The 15,713-nt window shown below is 63.6% G+C and carries 14 protein-coding genes; 9 read left to right on the forward strand and 5 right to left on the reverse strand.

All coding sequences use genetic code 11. From position 1 onward, the window contains the following. The first annotated feature begins 107 nt into the window (after nt 1-107). Complete coding sequence (gene betA, locus HXS66_RS03620; protein WP_176502850.1) at nt 108-1,823, forward strand: choline dehydrogenase; 1,716 nt, start codon at nt 108-110, stop codon at nt 1,821-1,823. 200 nt (nt 1,824-2,023) lie between these two features. Here betA and HXS66_RS03625 read toward each other — a convergent pair whose 3' ends face one another. Next, the gene (locus tag HXS66_RS03625) at nt 2,024-2,272 is read right to left on the reverse strand and encodes a hypothetical protein (protein ID WP_176502851.1); all 249 of its coding nucleotides are present in this window, start codon (nt 2,270-2,272) and stop codon (nt 2,024-2,026) included. A 38-nt stretch (nt 2,273-2,310) separates the two neighbouring features. Here HXS66_RS03625 and HXS66_RS03630 point away from each other — a divergent pair, with 38 nt between their 5' ends. Next, a complete protein-coding gene (locus HXS66_RS03630) occupies nt 2,311-4,779 on the forward strand; it encodes an acyl-CoA dehydrogenase (RefSeq protein ID WP_084209254.1) in 2,469 nt (822 codons plus the stop codon). Between the two features lie 125 nt (nt 4,780-4,904). Here HXS66_RS03630 and HXS66_RS03635 read toward each other — a convergent pair whose 3' ends face one another. Next, nucleotides 4,905-5,492 (reverse strand): hypothetical protein, encoded by a 588-nt coding sequence (locus HXS66_RS03635; protein WP_077371445.1) that lies wholly within the window; start codon nt 5,490-5,492, stop codon nt 4,905-4,907. A gap of 281 nt (nt 5,493-5,773) precedes the next feature. Here HXS66_RS03635 and ugpB point away from each other — a divergent pair, with 281 nt between their 5' ends. The 7 genes from ugpB to HXS66_RS03670 all read left to right on the forward strand — a co-directional run bounded on the left by ugpB (nt 5,774) and on the right by HXS66_RS03670 (nt 12,933). Continuing rightward, nucleotides 5,774-7,138 carry a sn-glycerol-3-phosphate ABC transporter substrate-binding protein UgpB gene (ugpB, locus tag HXS66_RS03640; RefSeq protein WP_373996113.1) on the forward strand — a complete coding sequence of 455 codons (1,365 nt, stop codon included), beginning with the start codon at nt 5,774-5,776 and terminating at the stop codon, nt 7,136-7,138. 191 nt (nt 7,139-7,329) lie between these two features. Next, nucleotides 7,330-8,205, forward strand: coding sequence for a sn-glycerol-3-phosphate ABC transporter permease UgpA (gene ugpA / locus HXS66_RS03645; protein WP_077371440.1), 876 nt, complete (start codon nt 7,330-7,332; stop codon nt 8,203-8,205). Continuing rightward, the gene (ugpE, locus tag HXS66_RS03650; protein WP_084209256.1) at nt 8,205-9,050 is read left to right on the forward strand and encodes a sn-glycerol-3-phosphate ABC transporter permease UgpE; all 846 of its coding nucleotides are present in this window, start codon (nt 8,205-8,207) and stop codon (nt 9,048-9,050) included. Before ugpA ends, ugpE begins: the two co-directional genes overlap by 1 nt. A gap of 131 nt (nt 9,051-9,181) precedes the next feature. Beyond that, nucleotides 9,182-10,291, forward strand: a complete 1,110-nt coding sequence (locus HXS66_RS03655) for a sn-glycerol-3-phosphate import ATP-binding protein UgpC (protein ID WP_176502852.1) — start codon at nt 9,182-9,184, stop codon at nt 10,289-10,291. A 192-nt stretch (nt 10,292-10,483) separates the two neighbouring features. Beyond that, a complete protein-coding gene (locus tag HXS66_RS03660; RefSeq protein ID WP_176502853.1) occupies nt 10,484-11,275 on the forward strand; it encodes a glycerophosphoryl diester phosphodiesterase in 792 nt (263 codons plus the stop codon). 7 nt (nt 11,276-11,282) lie between these two features. Further along, nucleotides 11,283-12,068 (forward strand): DeoR/GlpR family DNA-binding transcription regulator, encoded by a 786-nt coding sequence (locus HXS66_RS03665; protein ID WP_167593051.1) that lies wholly within the window; start codon nt 11,283-11,285, stop codon nt 12,066-12,068. Between the two features lie 55 nt (nt 12,069-12,123). Continuing rightward, nucleotides 12,124-12,933, forward strand: coding sequence for an HAD-IIB family hydrolase (locus HXS66_RS03670; protein ID WP_176502854.1), 810 nt, complete (start codon nt 12,124-12,126; stop codon nt 12,931-12,933). Nucleotides 12,934-13,122: 189 nt separating this feature from the next. Here HXS66_RS03670 and trpC read toward each other — a convergent pair whose 3' ends face one another. From trpC to HXS66_RS03685, 3 genes are all read right to left on the reverse strand, one after another. Next, nucleotides 13,123-13,950, reverse strand: a complete 828-nt coding sequence (gene trpC / locus HXS66_RS03675; RefSeq protein ID WP_176502855.1) for an indole-3-glycerol phosphate synthase TrpC — start codon at nt 13,948-13,950, stop codon at nt 13,123-13,125. Then, a complete protein-coding gene (gene trpD / locus HXS66_RS03680) occupies nt 13,950-14,996 on the reverse strand; it encodes an anthranilate phosphoribosyltransferase (protein WP_084209260.1) in 1,047 nt (348 codons plus the stop codon). Before trpD ends, trpC begins: the two co-directional genes overlap by 1 nt. A gap of 75 nt (nt 14,997-15,071) precedes the next feature. Beyond that, nucleotides 15,072-15,707, reverse strand: a complete 636-nt coding sequence (locus HXS66_RS03685) for an aminodeoxychorismate/anthranilate synthase component II (RefSeq protein WP_077371419.1) — start codon at nt 15,705-15,707, stop codon at nt 15,072-15,074. Nucleotides 15,708-15,713: the final 6 nt, after the last annotated feature.

A 15,713-nucleotide genomic window follows, 5' to 3' on the forward strand; every position in this document is an offset into this window, starting at 1 on the left:
CTCCTCACAGACACATCACCGTATCCATCCGCCCGGCAGTGGCCACCCCTCGTCGTCGACGGGGCGTCCTGCGCCCGCATGTGGCATCTGATACGAAAGGAGATTTCATGAGCCAATTCGAGCGTGAATACGACTACGTCATCATCGGTGCCGGCAGCGCCGGCAACGTGCTGGCCACTCGCCTCAGCGAAGACGCTGACGTCAGTGTCCTGCTGCTGGAAGCGGGCGGCCGTGACCATCGTTTCGATTTCCGTACCCAGATGCCTGCCGCACTGGCGTATCCCCTGCAGGGCCAGCGCTACAACTGGGACTTCAAGACCGACCCCGAGCCGCACATGAACAATCGCCGCATGGAATGTGGCCGCGGCAAGGGACTGGGAGGCTCCTCGTTGATCAATGGCATGTGCTACATCCGTGGCAATGCGCTGGATTACGACAACTGGGCCAAGGATCCCATCCTGGCTGACTGGAACTATCGTGAGTGCCTGCCCTACTTCCGCAAGTGCGAGACGCGCGATATCGGCCCCAACGACTACCACGGCGGCGATGGGCCGGTCTCGGTCACGACTCCCAAGGAAGGCAACAACGAGCTCTATCACGCCTTCATCGCGGCAGGCATCGAGGCGGGCTATCCGGCCACCGAAGACGTCAACGGCTATCAGCAGGAAGGCTTCGGCCCGATGGACCGCTTCGTGACCAAGGAAGGCCGTCGCGCCTCCACCGCCCGCGGCTATCTGGATACCGCCAAGAAGCGCGCCAACGTGACCATCGAGACGCGCGCCACCACCGATGTCATCCTGTTCGAGAGCAAGACAGCGGTCGGCGTGAAATATGAGCGCAAGGGACAGGACCACCGCGTACGCGCACGCAAGGAAGTGTTGCTGTGTGCTGGCGCCATCGCCTCGCCGCAGATCCTTCAGCGCTCCGGCGTCGGCAACCGTGAGCACCTCGAGCCGCTGGGCGTGAAGATGGTGCACCACCTGCCGGGCGTGGGGGAGAACCTGCAGGATCACCTCGAGCTCTACATCCAGTACGAGTGCACCAAGCCGATCTCGCTCTACCCGTCCCTCAAGTGGTACAACCAGCCGCCCATCGGCCTGGAGTGGATGCTCAAGGGGACCGGTGTGGGTGCCAGCAACCAGTTCGAGGCTGCCGGCTTCATTCGCAGCGATGCCAACGAGGCCTGGCCGAACCTGCAGTATCACTTCCTGCCGATCGCGATCAGCTACAACGGCAAGAGTGCGGTGCAGGGCCACGGTTTCCAGGCACACGTCGGTTCCATGCGCTCCCAGAGCAAGGGTCGTGTCCGACTGACCTCACTGGACCCCAAGGCCGCGCCCTCGATCTTCTTCAACTACATGGCCGAGGAGCGTGACTGGGAAGAGTTCCGCGCCGCCATTCGCCTGACTCGCGAGATCATCGCTCAGCCGGCACTGGACGATTACCGTGGCCGCGAACTGGCGCCGGGCGCTGACGTCCAGACGGACGAGCAGCTCGACGAGTACGTACGCAATCATGCCGAGACGGCCTACCACCCGTGCGGCAGCTGTCGCATGGGCAGTGACGAGACCTCCGTGGTCGATGGCGCCGGTCGCGTGCATGGTCTCGACAACCTGCGCGTCGTGGACGCCTCGCTGTTCCCGGTCATCCCCACCGGCAACCTGAACGCACCGACGATCATGCTGGCGGAGAAGATGGCCGACAAGATTCGGGGCCGTGCTCCGCTGCCACCGTCCGACGCCGACTACTTCGTGGTCGAGCCGGGCACACCGGCCAAGCAGCCCGCCAAGCGCCAGATCGATTCCGCGCCGATCAACGGCTGATCCCGCGCGATCAACGTAAGCCTCCGTTATGCTGACGGCAGGCATGGAAGCACCATCGATCGTTCGAGGCCCCGCACTGCGGGGCCTTTTTTATGTCTGGCATGTCTCGCTTCCTGGCCATCACTTCCGTCGTGGCAGCCCACCTCCCCGTTTCTCCCCGCCCGCATCGCTTCATCCCGCCCGCACCGCCTCATCCCGTCTCATGGCATCAGCAGCTCCGATGACGTCCCGACCGGGGCCAGTGCCTCTCCCTGTATCCAAGGCCCCTTTCGCTGCCCATACGCCTTGCACAGCCACCATTGCTTTCCCCGCGACGCCTCTTCCATCGCTTCACCTTTCATACCTTCGACCTTGGGTGGACTGGCGGAGTGAGTCGAGTTGGGATAGGCTGACAATAATTCAAACAACTGTTCTAAACGCATGGCTGCTATGCTGAAGTGGAAGGCCATTCGCTAGAGCTCCCGCAACGCAACCTGGAGATCCTGCCATGACGCAGCTCATCCTCATCCTCGTCGCCCTTGCCGGTCTGCTGACCGTCATGGCACGTGAATCCGGTGCACTGGCCGCCATCGGCGTGCTGGCGGTCACCGGCCTCATCGGCTTGGGCATCGACACCCCGGTGCTTGGTGTCCTGCTGTTGATCGGCGCGGCACTGGTCGCCGTCTGCGGCCTGCCGGCGCTGCGCACCAAGTGGCTCAGCCCGCGGCTGTTCGCGATGTTCAAGAAGGTGTCGCCCAAGGTCTCGGCGACCGAGAAGGTAGCCCTGGAAGCCGGTACCGTGTTCTGGGACGCCGAATTGTTCTCCGGCAAGCCGCAATGGGACACCCTGACCGCACAGCGCAATGAGGGCATCTCCAGCGAGGAGCAGGCCTTCATCGATACGCAGTGCTCCATCGCCTGTGGCATGACCAACAGCTGGGAAATCGCTCGCGAGCGTGCGGATCTTCCCGAGGAACTGTGGGAATTTCTCAAGCGCGAGAAGTTCTTCGGCATGATCATTCCCAAGCAGTACGGCGGCCTCGGCTTCTCGGCCAAGGCGCAGTCACTGGTACTGCAGAAGCTGGCGGTCAACGAGACGCTGATGGTCACCGTCGGCGTGCCCAACTCCCTCGGCCCGGGTGAGCTGCTGCTCAAGTACGGCAGCGAGGAACAGAAGGATTATTACCTGCCGCGCCTGGCGGATGGCCGCGAGATCCCCTGCTTCGGCCTGACCGGCCCGCGTGCCGGCAGTGACGCGACCTCCATTCCGGACACCGGTATCGTGTGTCGCGGCATGCATGACGGCGAGGAAGTCGTCGGTATCCGCCTCAACTTCGAGAAGCGCTGGATCACCCTGGCGCCGGTCGCCACCGTGGTCGGCCTGGCCTTCCGCATGTTCGACCCCGAGCACCTGCTGGGGGACGTGGAAGACATCGGCATCACCTGCGCCCTGATTCCGCGTGATACCGACGGCATGGACATCGGCCGTCGCCATCACCCGATCGGCGCGCCGTTCATGAATGGCCCGATCTTCGGCAAGGACGTCTTCATCCCGCTCAGCTATCTGATCGGTGGCGAGCAGATGGCCGGCCAGGGCTGGAAGATGCTGGTCGAGTGTCTGTCGGTGGGTCGCTGCATCACCCTGCCGTCCGGCTCCGCGGGCATCTCTCGCTACGCACTGGGCTGGAGCGCCGGTTTCGCGCGCATTCGCCGCCAGTTCAACCTGCCGGTGGCCGAGATGGAAGGCGTGCAGGAGCCGCTGGCTCGCATGGCCGCGATGAACTACATCAGCCAGGCCGCCGTACTGCATACCGCCAACATGATCGACAACGGCCACAAGCCGGCCGTGCCCTCCGCCATCCTCAAGAGTCAGCTGACCGAGATGGCCCGCACGCTGCTGACTGATGGCATGGATATCCACGGCGGACGCGGCGTGACGCTCGGCCCGCGCAACTACATCGGCGTGGCATATGCCGGCACCCCGGTCTCGATCACGGTGGAAGGCGCCAACATCATGACCCGCAACCTGATGATCTTCGGTCAGGGGGCCATCCGCTGCCATCCGTACGTGCTGGAAGAGCTGGCCGCCAAGGATGCCGATGACCTGAACGCCTTCGACAAGGCCTTCTTCCGCCATGCAGGCCTCATCTTCGGCAACGCGGCCCGCGCCTTCAGCCAGAGCTTCGGCATCGGCGGCAAGACCACCGGCTTCGACGCCGTCGCCACGCCCTATGCCAACCACATCAACCGCTTCAGCGCCGCCTTCTCGCTGTCCGCCGATGCGGCCATGGCCAGCCTCGGCTCCAGCCTCAAGGCACGCGAGATGCTGTCGGCTCGTCTGGGTGACGTGCTCTCCAACCTCTACCTGGCGTCCCTGACGCTCAAGCAGTGGCACGAATCGGACGCCTGTGAGCACGAGGAAGCGCTGTTCCACTACAGCATGCAATGGTTGCTGCATCGCACCGAGAAGGCACTCGACGAACTGCTCGCCAACCTGCCCAACCGTGCCCTGGCCACGACATTGCGCGTCGTCACGCTGCCGCGTGGTCGTCAGTTCGCCATGCCCAGGGACAGCCTGACCCGCGAGATCGCACGTGCCGTCTCCACCGACAGTGCACTGCGTACCAAGCTGACCGACAACACCTGGGACGCTCAGGACGAAGGCCAGAAGGACAATGCTCTCGCCCGCTACAACGCGCTGCTCAAGGATTACCCGCGTGCGGAGCCGATCTACAAGACGCTGGCCAAGGCCTACCACAAGGGCGAGATCCCGGCCGACGCCCTGTCACCGGAAGCGCGCATCGAAGCGGCGGTCGAGGCCGGTATCCTGTCCGCTGAGGATGGCGACTTCATGCGCGTCTTCGAAGCCGAGGTACTCGACATGCTGACCGTCGACCACTTCGATTTCGACGCCTTCGTGCGCAAGCCGATGGCGAGTGACGGCACAGCCTCCAACCCACAGCAGGACGCCGCCTGATCACCGGCCGACGCCCGCGTGAGCGATGCAAGACCTGATCGCTGATCGCAGAACCAAAAAGGCCCCGCTCAGTGAGCGGGGCCTTTTTATTGGCAGGAGGCGCCATGCTTCGCGTCATCTCGATCTCAGATATGACGCGCGAAGTGCTCGAGATCACGCACGAAGGCATTCTTGTAGGTCTCGAAGTCCTTCGGGCGCGCCTTGAAGGTGCGCTTGATACGCTCGCGATCCAGACGCAGCGGCTCGTCCAGCGCCGCGAGAGTGCCGACACGCGCCGCCGGATTCATGCCGACCAGCTCACGCGGGCGATCGCCTTCGGCCTCGGCCTCCAGCCAGTCGTTGATCCCGGCGCGACGCAGCACGCTGACCAGCGAGCCGTCGGTGAGACGCACCTGCAGACGACCGTGATCCGCCAGCTGTGACACCAGCGCGATGCCGTGGTCATGGCCACGATGGACCGGCGGCGTCGCCCACAGGGCAAGATTCAGCCCGCGCGCATTCTCGTCGAGCACCAACAGGGCGGCGGAGTGGATGCGCTCGGCATCGTCCACCAGCGCGAACAGGCGAGCGGTCTCGTTCTCGAACCAGACACCTCGGACACCGGCATAGCTCACCAGCGCATCCAGCCCCCCCTCGCGGCCATGCACTTCGGCACACAGCATCGCCAGACACGCATCGCGCCGGGCACCGGCACTCACTTCCACCACTTTCATCGCATTCTCCGCCACAGGCATTTTCAGCGCGCAAGACTAGCACACTCGCCGGATGATCGCCTGATCCACCGCGCCCCGTGCAGGGCCGACGGTAGTTACCCGCACATGAACATCCAACCGTCATAAAGTTGTAACGAAAGCCTTCTAGAGTCGTCTACGCTTTTCGGACGATCATCATAAGAACAAAAAAAATGTTCGCTTGATCGTTCGCCATCGATCGACAGCAGTCAGCCTGCGCGACTCCCACAAGGCTGACCAGGGACCCTCTCAGGAGCTCGACCATGCGCCGCCCTACCCATCACGCAATGCTCAACACCCGTGGCACCCGTCATCTTGCCAGCCTCGCGCTGGCAGTCGGTTTCGCGACCGCTTCCGCCAGTGCCCTGGCCGCCACCGAAGTCGAGTGGTGGCACGCCATGGGGGGCGGACTTGGCAAGAAGGTCGACGAGATCGCGGCCGACTTCAATGCAAGTCAGGATGAATTCGTCGTCAAGCCGGTCTTCAAGGGCAACTACTCCGAGACCATGACGTCCGCCATTGCCGCCTTCCGGGCCGGCAAGGGCCCGGACATCGTGCAGATCTTCGAGGTCGGCACCGCCACCATGATGAGCGCCAAGGGTGCCATCATGCCGGTCCATCAGCTGATGGCGGACTATGCACCGTCAGAAGGCGCGAGTTTCGATCCGAAGGCCTACCTGTCTTCCGTCACTGGCTACTACACCGACACCGAAGGCAAGATGCTGTCGATGCCGTTCAACTCCTCCACCCCGGTCACCTATTACAACAAGGACATGCTGGCCAAGGCCGGTGTCGAATCCGTGCCGGCCACCTGGCAGGAGCTGGGTGATGCCCTCAAGAAGGTCGTCGATTCCGGCGCGGGCAGCTGTGGCCTGACGACCACCTGGCCGTCCTGGGTGATGCTGGAGAACTTCTCGGCACGCAATGACGTGCCCTTCGCCAGCCAGGCCAATGGCTTCGCCGGCACCGATACCCGCCTTGAATTCAACAAGACCGCCGTGGTCGACCACATCCAGCGCCTCGATGACTGGCAGGCCGACAAGCGCTTCGTGTTCGGCGGTCGCTTCGATGACGCGGCGCCGAAGTTCTACTCCGGTGAGTGCGCGATGATGATGGGCTCCTCCGCCAGCTATGCCGGCGTCAAGGAAAGCGCCAAGGGCTTCGAGTTCGGCGTGGCACCGCTGCCCTACGACAGCGACGCGATCGAGACGCCGCAGAACTCCATCATCGGCGGCGCGTCACTGTGGGTGCTGTCCGGCCACAGCGATGAGGAATACCAGGGCGTCGCCAAGTTCTTCCAGTACCTCTCCAGGCCCGAAGTCCAGGCCGACTGGCACCAGTTCACCGGCTACCTGCCGATCACCACCGCCGCGGCAGAGCTGACACGTGAGCAGGGCTTCTACGCCGAGAATCCGGGCACTGACGTCGCCATCACCCAGATGACCTCCGTGACCCCGACCGAGAACTCCAAGGGCCTGCGTCTGGGCAACATGGTGCAGATACGTGACGTGATCAACGAAGAGCTCGAGAAGATCTTCGCTGGCAAGGAAAGCGTGCAGGACGGTCTCGATCAGGCTGTCGAGCGCGGCAACAAACTGCTGGAGAAGTTCGAGCGCGCCAACGGCTGAACACCGCCACACCATGGTGGGCCGCCTGGGCGGCCCACCATGCCTGGATGCCAGAGAGCGGAAAGCGCACCCGATACCGGTGCCCTTTCCCTTCTCTCCCGGCTTGATGGCGCATGGTCGGCCGAATCCGCGCCGACCATGCGCACACGACTGACGTGATCAGTCCCTCTTCCTTGCGAGACCTCTGCTGCATGGCCCATTTCAATCGACATCCCTTCACGCCGTGGATCCTGCTGGCCCCCCAGCTGATCATCGTCGGCGTGTTCTTCTTCTGGCCGGCCCTCCAGGCCATCGAACAGGCTTTCTATATCGAGGATGCCTTCGGGCTTTCACGTGAATTTGCCGGACTTGCCAACTTCCTCGCGGTCCTCGGCGAAGCGGAATATCTGGAGACCCTGTGGACGACGGTCTACTTCTCGTTTGCCGTCGCCTTCGGCGCCATGGCACTCGCCCTTGGGCTGGCCGTGCTGGCAGACCGCGTGCTGCGTGGCGCCAGCACCTACAAGACCTTCCTCATCTGGCCCTATGCCGTCGCGCCTGCCGTGGCCGGCGTCCTGTGGCTGTTCCTGTTCGACCCGACGCTCGGCATCCTGCCGGAACTGCTGTCCGCCATCGGCATCGACTGGAATCACAACCTCAACGGCAATCAGGCCATGCTGCTGGTGGTACTGGCCTCGATCTGGAAACAGATGAGCTACAACTTCGTGTTCTTCCTCGCAGGTCTCCAGGCCATCCCCAAGAGCCTGCTGGAAGCGGCCGCCATGGATCGCGCCGGCCCCTGGCGACGTTTCTGGACCATCACCTTCCCGCTGCTCTCCCCGACCAGTTTCTTTCTGCTGGTGATGAACGTGGTCTACGCCTTCTTCGAGACCTTCGGCACCATCGATGCCACCACCTCGGGTGGTCCGGGCGGCTCGACGCGCACCCTGGTCTACAAGGTGTATGAAGACGGTTTCGTCGGTCAGGATCTGGGGTCGAGTGCCGCCCAGTCGGTGTTGTTGATGGTCATCGTCGGCGTGCTGACGCTGATCCAGTTCAAGTATGTCGAGAAGAAGGTGCAGTACTGATGCGCTACAACCGTCCCGGGCTTGATATCGCAAGCCATGCGCTCTTGATCGTCGGCTGCGCGCTGTTCTTCCTGCCGGTGTGGATCGCCTTCAGCGCCAGCACCCACGAGATGGGCGATCTTTACTCCAACGTCGCCCCCGTCTGGATAGGCGAGGCAGGATTCGACAACTACCGCCACCTGCTGGAAGACCCCGTCAGCAGTCTCGGCGCCGACGTGATGACCTTGCTGTTCAATTCGATGCTGATGGCACTGGGCATCGCCATCGGCAAGATCATCATCTCGGTACTGGCGGCCTATGCGATCGTGTTCTTCGAGTTCCGCTTCCGCAAGCTGTGCTTCTGGCTGATCTTCATCACCCTGATGTTGCCGGTGGAGGTGCGCATCCTGCCGACCTTCAAGGTGGTGGCCGACCTCAACATGTTGGACAGCTATGCAGGCCTGATCCTGCCGCTGATCGCCAGCGCTACCGCGACCTTCCTGCTGCGCCAGTTCTATCTGACCATCCCGGCGGAACTGGTCGAGGCGGCACGCATCGATGGCGCCGGGCCGTGGCGCTTCCTCAAGGACATTCTGCTGCCGCTGTCGAAGACCAACATCGCGGCACTGTTCGTGATCATGTTCATCTACGGCTGGAATCAGTACCTGTGGCCGCTGCTGATCACCACCGATGCCGACTACCTGACCATCGTCGTCAGCCTCAAGCGCATGCTGACCACCGGTGACGGCCTGGTGCCGTGGCAGGACGTCACCGCCACCACGCTGCTGGCCATGGGGCCGCCGGTGCTGGTGATCCTGTTCATGCAGCGTTACTTCATCAAGGGGCTGGTGGACAGCGAGAAGTGACCTCCTCTCGCCCCGGCACCTCGTGATTCGCGCCCCTTTTACCTGACGCCTTGCGCCCGGCCACCTGATTCCGTTCCGCCGTGATGGGCCGCTCTCACGCCTGTCACGGCACCGCTTTGGATATTCATCTCATGGCAACACTGACACTCAAGCAGCTCAAGAAGCAGTACCCCAATGGCTACCAGGCCCTGCACGGCATCGACCTGGAGTTCGGTGAGGGCGAGCTGATCGTCATCGTCGGCCCTTCCGGGTGCGGCAAATCCACTCTGCTGCGCACCCTGGCGGGGCTCGAGGATATCTCCGAAGGCGATCTGGAGATCAACGGCAAGCGCGTCAATGACCTGGAGCCCGCCGAGCGCGATATCGCGATGGTGTTCCAGAACTATGCGCTCTACCCGCACATGAGTGTGTTCGACAACATGGCCTACGGCCTCAGGAACCGTCACACGCCCAAGGACGAGATCCAGCATCGCGTCAGCGAGGCCGCCGAACTGCTGGGCCTGACCGAGCTGCTCGACCGTCGTCCCAAGCAGCTCTCCGGCGGCCAGCGTCAGCGCGTCGCCATGGGGCGCGCCATCGTGCGCAAGCCGCAGGTCTTCCTGTTCGATGAGCCGCTCTCGAATCTCGATGCCAAGCTGCGCGTGCAGATGCGCCTCGAGATCCGCCGCCTGCAGAAGCGCCTCAAGGTCACCTCCGTCTATGTCACCCATGACCAGACCGAGGCCATGACCCTGGCAGACCGCCTGGTGGTGATGAATGGCGGCCACGTCGAACAATTCGGCACGCCGATGGCGCTCTATGACCGACCCGCCAGCCAGTTCGTCGCCGGCTTCATCGGCTCGCCAGCCATGAACTTCCTGAGCGCCACCCGTACGGAGGCAGGCCTCTCGCTGCCCTGCGGCGCGCGCCTGGCATTGCGACCGGCGGCCAGGGAACACGAGGCGACTCCCATGGACGCCGCACTGACGTTGGGCATCCGCCCGGAACATCTCGAGGTTCTGCAGCCGGACAGCCCGCTGCCACCGGGTGCCGCGGAGCTTGTGGCCCGCATCGAGCTGGTCGAGCCACTGGGCGCGGACACCCTGGCGTACTGCCGACTGGACGGCCAGGCGGAGCCGCTGGTGGTGAGACTGGACGGCGAGCATGCCGTCGCCGAGGAGCAATGCCTGCGCCTGGCCATTCCGCCTGCACGCGCGCATCTGTTCGGTGCGGATGGCAAGCGCCTGACAACTCACGAGTGATGGAGCACCTGGCCTGCGCACGAGCCGCCACAGCGAAACCTGCAGCAGGACCTGGAGCGGAACCTGTCGCGAAAGGCACATGCACACAAAAGTGATTGCCCCCGTAGCGTCATCATCGGATGGTAACAAGGACACGCCGGGTGCTCGTCCTGACGCGTCGAGCCTGACACCATCCACCAACGAGGTTCATCGATGTCATCATCTTTCTCCCACGGCACATCGCTTGCATTGCCAATGGCCATCGCTCACCGCGGGTTGTCCGCCTATGCGCCGGAAAACACGCTCAGCGCCATTCGCGCCGCCCACGAGGCCGGCCACCAATGGGTGGAGCTGGATGTCCAGCTGCTCAAGGATGGCACTCCTGTCATCTGGCACGATGCCAGCGTCAATCGTTGCTCCGATGGGCGTGGGCGGCTGAGAAACCTGGATCTGGCAGCGGCCCGGGCGCTGGATGTGGGCAGCTGGTTCAGTGCCCGCTTTGCCGGGGAACGCATGGCGACACTCGAGGAAGCCCTGGCATTGATCGACTCGCTGGGCATGGGGCTCAATCTCGAGCTCAAGCTGAGTCCGGGGCACGACACTCGAGCACTGGTCGAGAAAGTCGTGCCCATGGCGGTCGGGGCGCTGCCCGTCGGGCGGCTGATTCTCTCGTCATTCGACCCGCAAGCCCTGCGCATGAGCCGGGAACGTGACGGCAAGGTGCTGATCGGGCTGCTCTACGACGCCATTCCTGACGACTGGGAGGCATTGGCCGAGGACGTGAAGGCAGTCACCGTACATGCGGACTGGCGTGCACTGACACGTGTCGCGGCGAGTCGCGTCACGGCCACCCAGCGCAAGCTGCTCTGCTACACGCCCAACGATGCCGCGGCCTTCTCCCCTCGCTGGGCCTGGGGGGTCAGTGCCGTCATCAGCGATGACCCCGGTATCTTCTCCGAGCAGGACCTTGCGCAGTCTCCCTGTACCGAACGCACCTTGTCGTGAGATCGCCATGAGCCAGTCACTGGAGACATTGAGCCCGCGCCAGCTGCGCATTCTCGAGCGCCTGGCGCGGGACGGCCAGTTGAGCGTCGAGCCGCTGGCCGTGGACTTCGAGGTCACACCGCAGACCATACGCCGCGATCTCGGCGTGCTGTGTGATCTCGGACTGGCGCGACGGCGTCATGGCGGCATCGAACGTCCGCTGGGTGGACACAATCTGGGCCACACCCAGCGCAGCATGCTGGCGAGACCGGCCAAGCAGGCCATGGCGGCCCAGGTCGTCGCCGAGATACCCGATGGCGCCTCGCTGGCACTGGGAATCGGCACCAGCGTGGTGGCTGTCGCCGAGGCACTGATAGCCCGGCGCGGCCTGCGCGTGATCACCAACAACCTGCAGGTGGCACAAGCGCTTTCCAGCCACCCGGATGTCAGCGTGCAGCTTGCCGAGGGCCAGCTTCGCCCTCGGGATCTCGATGTGGTCGGCAGCGCCACCGTGGCCTTCTTCACCCGGCATCAGGTGGACATCGCCGTGCTGGGATGTGGCGGGCTGGATGCTGAGGGGCTGCTGGATTTCGACCCTGAAGAGGCCGCCGTCAGTCGCGCCCTGCTCAGGCATGCCAGACGCCGCATCCTGGTCACCGATGCCAGCAAGTGGGGGCGTGCCGCCATGTGCCGGATCGGCCCGCTCACCGATATCGATCTGCTGATCACCGACAGCCCCCCACACGCCAGCGAGCACCAGATGGCGTTGACCGAGGCGGAGGCTCACTCACTGCAGGTGATGTACCGCCAATGAATCACTCAGCCCCCGCCCCTGTGGCCCACTGCTCACGAGGATGATCGGAATCACCATGCAAGCCTTCGCTCACTGCCCAGCCACCACCCTATCTGGCATTCGCTACCTGCTGACCGACATCGATGACACCCTCACCCGGGAAGGGCGACTCGATGCCTCGACATTGGCGGCACTCGAGCGTCTGGAAGCAGCCGGCATCAAGGTCATTCCGGTCACGGGCGGCTGTGCCGGCTGGTGCGATCATATCGCCAGGGCCTGGCCAGTGGCCGCCGTGATCGGGGAGAACGGCGCCTTCGCCTTTCAGCGCCAGGGGCAGCGGATACTCACGACCTGGTGGGAGGACGAAGCACGTCTGCGCGCGCGTCAACGCCATGTGATGACGGTGGCGCGCCAGCTGCTGCTCAATCACCCCCAGGCCGCACTGGCCCAGGACCAGCCCTTCCGCTACGCGGATGTCGCGGTGGACCACTGTCAGGCCGTCAGCCCGCTGTCGCAGGCACAGATCCACGCCATCATCGCCGGCTTCACGGCCGCCGGCATTCAGGCGCGTGCCAGCTCCATCCATATCAATGCCTGGCAGGGTGACTTCGACAAGGCACGCATGGCCGTGCGTGTCCTGACCGAGACCTTCGGACTGGACCGCATGCAACTGGAACAGGAGGTGATGTACGTCGGCGATGCCCCCAATGACGCGCCGATGTTCGCTACCTTCCGGCATACCGTGGGCGTCGCCAATATCCTCAAGCATCGTGCAGCGCTGGGCTGGGAGCCCGCCTGGCTGACCCGCCACGGTCATGGCGCCGGGGTCGAGGAAATCGCCGATGCCCTGCTCGGGTCACATGCGACCATCGACAGCGGACACTGAGACTGCCGAGCGGCTGCACTTGTCGTACTGAGCCTGCCAGACCGAGTCCTTCGAGCTGAGCCCGTCGAACTGTGCCCGTCGGACTGAGCTCACCAAGCTTGACCTGACGACATGAAAAAGCCCGTCTCGGCATTCCGAGACGGGCTTTTGTTATCTTAAAGATAACAATATCAACAAAGAACAGACTATCTACTGTGAAAAGAACAGCCCACGCAAGCCTTCACCCGGGTCTTCGAAGCGCATGAAGGCCTCGCCCACCAGGAAGCCGTGGACACCACGGTCACGCATCTTCGCCACATCCTCACGGGTATGGATACCTGATTCGGTCACGACGCGCACTCCCGATGGCATGTCGGTCAACAGGTCCAGCGTCGTCTCCAGTGAGGTCTCGAAGCTACGCAGATCACGGTTGTTGATTCCGACCAGCTCGATCCCCAGCGCCAGCGCACGCTTGAGCTCCTCGCCATCATGCACCTCGACCAGCACATCCATGCCCAGCTCTCGCGCCTGATCATGCAGAGCACTCAGGCGTGCATCGTCCAGTGCCGCGACGATCAGCAGAATGCAGTCGGCACCGATGGCACGCGCCTCGAGCACCTGATAGGGATGAATGATGAAGTCCTTGCGGATCACCGGGATCGAGACGGCGTCGCGCGCCTCGATCATGAAGTCCTCATGCCCCTGGAAGAAGTCGGCATCGGTCAGCACCGACAGGCAGGCAGCGCCGGCCTGCTCATATGCCACGGCGATCTCGGCCGGCGCGAAGTCTTCACGGATCACGCCCTTGGAGGGAGAGGCCTTCTTCACCTCGGCGATGATGGCCGGCTCACCGCGATCGATACGAGATGTCAGCGCCTTGATGAAACCACGCGGCGCGCTCTGCTTCTCGATCAGCGTCTGAAGATCCGCCTCGCCCACCGCCGCACTGCGCTCGGCGATCTCCTCTTCCTTGCGCGCCAGAATTCTGGCCAGGATGGTCGGCAGCGCCTTGTCAGTCGTCTGTTGCTCGGTACTCATCAGCGGGTCGCTCCTTCATCATTGACCTGGGCGTAGACACGGGTGAAATCGGCAAGCTCCTTCATCTTCTCGAAGGGCAGCTTGCTGGCCTGCACGTCCTCGGCAATATTGACGCCTTCCTTGAGACTGTCCGCGATACCGGCCACGTACAGGGCCGCACCGGCATTGAGCGCCACGATATCGCTGGCCGGCCCCTCGTCTCCGCGCAGCGCCTGCTGCACCAGCTTCAAGCTGTCGGCAGACGTCGCGACTGCCAGCGAATCCAGCGACTGGCGCGCGATACCGAAGTCTTCCGGCGCGATGCGGTATTCGCGGATCTCGCCATCCTTGAGCTCATTGACCAGGGTCGGCGCCGCCAGCGAGATCTCGTCCAGACCGTCATCGCTGTGCACCACCAGCACATGCTCGGCCCCGAGACGCTTGAGCACTTCGGCCATCAGCGGCACCAGCGCGGGGTCATACACGCCGAGCACCTGACGGGTAGCGCCAGCCGGATTGGTCAGCGGCCCCAGGATGTTGAACATGGTGCGCACCCCCATCTCGCGACGCGGACCGATCACATGCTTCATGGCAGCATGATGATTGGGCGCGAACATGAAGCCGACCCCGATATCATCGATGCAGCGCGCGACCTGTTCGGCATTCAGCGCCAGATGGATGCCAGCCGATTCGAGCAGATCCGCACTGCCGGACGACGAGGAGACACTGCGGTTGCCATGCTTGGCCACATGCCCACCGGCCGCGGCCACGACGAAACTTGCGGCAGTGGAGACATTGAACAGATTGGCCCCATCTCCGCCGGTACCCACGATGTCCACCGCATCGGTGGCGCGCACCGTGACTCGCGTCATCAATTCACGCATCACCTGCGCGGCAGCGGCCAGCTCATCGACAGTCTCGCCTTTCATCGACAGGGCCATCAACAGTGCCCCTATCTGCGCCTGGGTTGCCTCGCCGGTCATGATGGCCGTCATGACCGCATGAGTGTCGTCGTAGCTCAGGTGCTGGCGGCGCATCACGGCGCCAATCGCCTCACGCATCTGCATGTTGTGTCTCCGCAGACGCCAGCCTCGGCGGCTGACGCATGAAAATGAAATATGACTCTTGCGATCTACATCCGCTCAAGCGGCTTTCTCGACCTCGCCGCGACGCAGGAAGTTAGCCAGAAGCTCATGACCCTGCAATGTGAGGATCGACTCGGGGTGGAACTGCACACCCTCGACATCAAGCTCGCGGTGACGCAGTCCCATGATCAGCTGCGGGGTGACATCGTCGTCTCCCGTCCAGCTGGTGACGACAAGACACTCAGGCAGGCTGTCGCGCTCGACGACCAGCGAGTGATAACGCGTGACTTCCAGCGGCTCGGCCAACGCGGCGAAGACGCCACTGTTGTCGTGATGGACGGCGGAGGTCTTGCCATGCATCACCTGAGGGGCACGCACCACCTTGCCACCGTAGACCTGACCGATGGCCTGATGGCCGAGACAGACCCCCAGGATCGGCAGCTTGCCGGCAAAGTGACGGATGACGTCCAGGGTAATCCCGGCCTCATTGGGCGTGCATGGCCCCGGCCCCAGCACCAGATGCGTGGCACCGAGCGCCTCGATCTGCTCGAGCGTGATGGCGTCATTGCGCACGGTCAGCACTTCGGCCCCAAGCTCGCTCAGATACTGGACGATGTTGTAGGTGAAGCTGTCAAAGTTGTCGATCATCAGCACGCGTGGCGCGCTGGCGTCCTGCGAAGTGAATGCCTGCATGGTCAG

Origin of the sequence: Cobetia sp. 5-11-6-3 (genome assembly GCF_013374055.1) — a bacterium.
In the GTDB taxonomy this organism is placed as follows: domain Bacteria; phylum Pseudomonadota; class Gammaproteobacteria; order Pseudomonadales; family Halomonadaceae; genus Cobetia; species Cobetia marina.

What these genes read in the sequence shown, in the direction of transcription:
- HXS66_RS03685 (WP_077371419.1), bottom strand. Translation starts at nt 15,707, where the DNA reads ATGCAGGCATTCACTTCGCAGGACGCCAGCGCGCCACGCGTGCTGATG.
- HXS66_RS03625 (WP_176502851.1), bottom strand. Translation starts at nt 2,272, where the DNA reads ATGGCCTTCCACTTCAGCATAGCAGCCATGCGTTTAGAACAGTTGTTT.
- HXS66_RS03670 (WP_176502854.1), top strand. Translation starts at nt 12,124, where the DNA reads ATGCAAGCCTTCGCTCACTGCCCAGCCACCACCCTATCTGGCATTCGC.
- trpD (WP_084209260.1), bottom strand. Translation starts at nt 14,996, where the DNA reads ATGCAGATGCGTGAGGCGATTGGCGCCGTGATGCGCCGCCAGCACCTG.
- trpC (WP_176502855.1), bottom strand. Translation starts at nt 13,950, where the DNA reads ATGAGTACCGAGCAACAGACGACTGACAAGGCGCTGCCGACCATCCTG.
- ugpA (WP_077371440.1), top strand. Translation starts at nt 7,330, where the DNA reads ATGGCCCATTTCAATCGACATCCCTTCACGCCGTGGATCCTGCTGGCC.
- ugpB (WP_373996113.1), top strand. Translation starts at nt 5,774, where the DNA reads ATGCGCCGCCCTACCCATCACGCAATGCTCAACACCCGTGGCACCCGT.
- HXS66_RS03635 (WP_077371445.1), bottom strand. Translation starts at nt 5,492, where the DNA reads ATGAAAGTGGTGGAAGTGAGTGCCGGTGCCCGGCGCGATGCGTGTCTG.
- betA (WP_176502850.1), top strand. Translation starts at nt 108, where the DNA reads ATGAGCCAATTCGAGCGTGAATACGACTACGTCATCATCGGTGCCGGC.
- HXS66_RS03655 (WP_176502852.1), top strand. Translation starts at nt 9,182, where the DNA reads ATGGCAACACTGACACTCAAGCAGCTCAAGAAGCAGTACCCCAATGGC.
- HXS66_RS03660 (WP_176502853.1), top strand. Translation starts at nt 10,484, where the DNA reads ATGTCATCATCTTTCTCCCACGGCACATCGCTTGCATTGCCAATGGCC.
- ugpE (WP_084209256.1), top strand. Translation starts at nt 8,205, where the DNA reads ATGCGCTACAACCGTCCCGGGCTTGATATCGCAAGCCATGCGCTCTTG.
- HXS66_RS03630 (WP_084209254.1), top strand. Translation starts at nt 2,311, where the DNA reads ATGACGCAGCTCATCCTCATCCTCGTCGCCCTTGCCGGTCTGCTGACC.
- HXS66_RS03665 (WP_167593051.1), top strand. Translation starts at nt 11,283, where the DNA reads ATGAGCCAGTCACTGGAGACATTGAGCCCGCGCCAGCTGCGCATTCTC.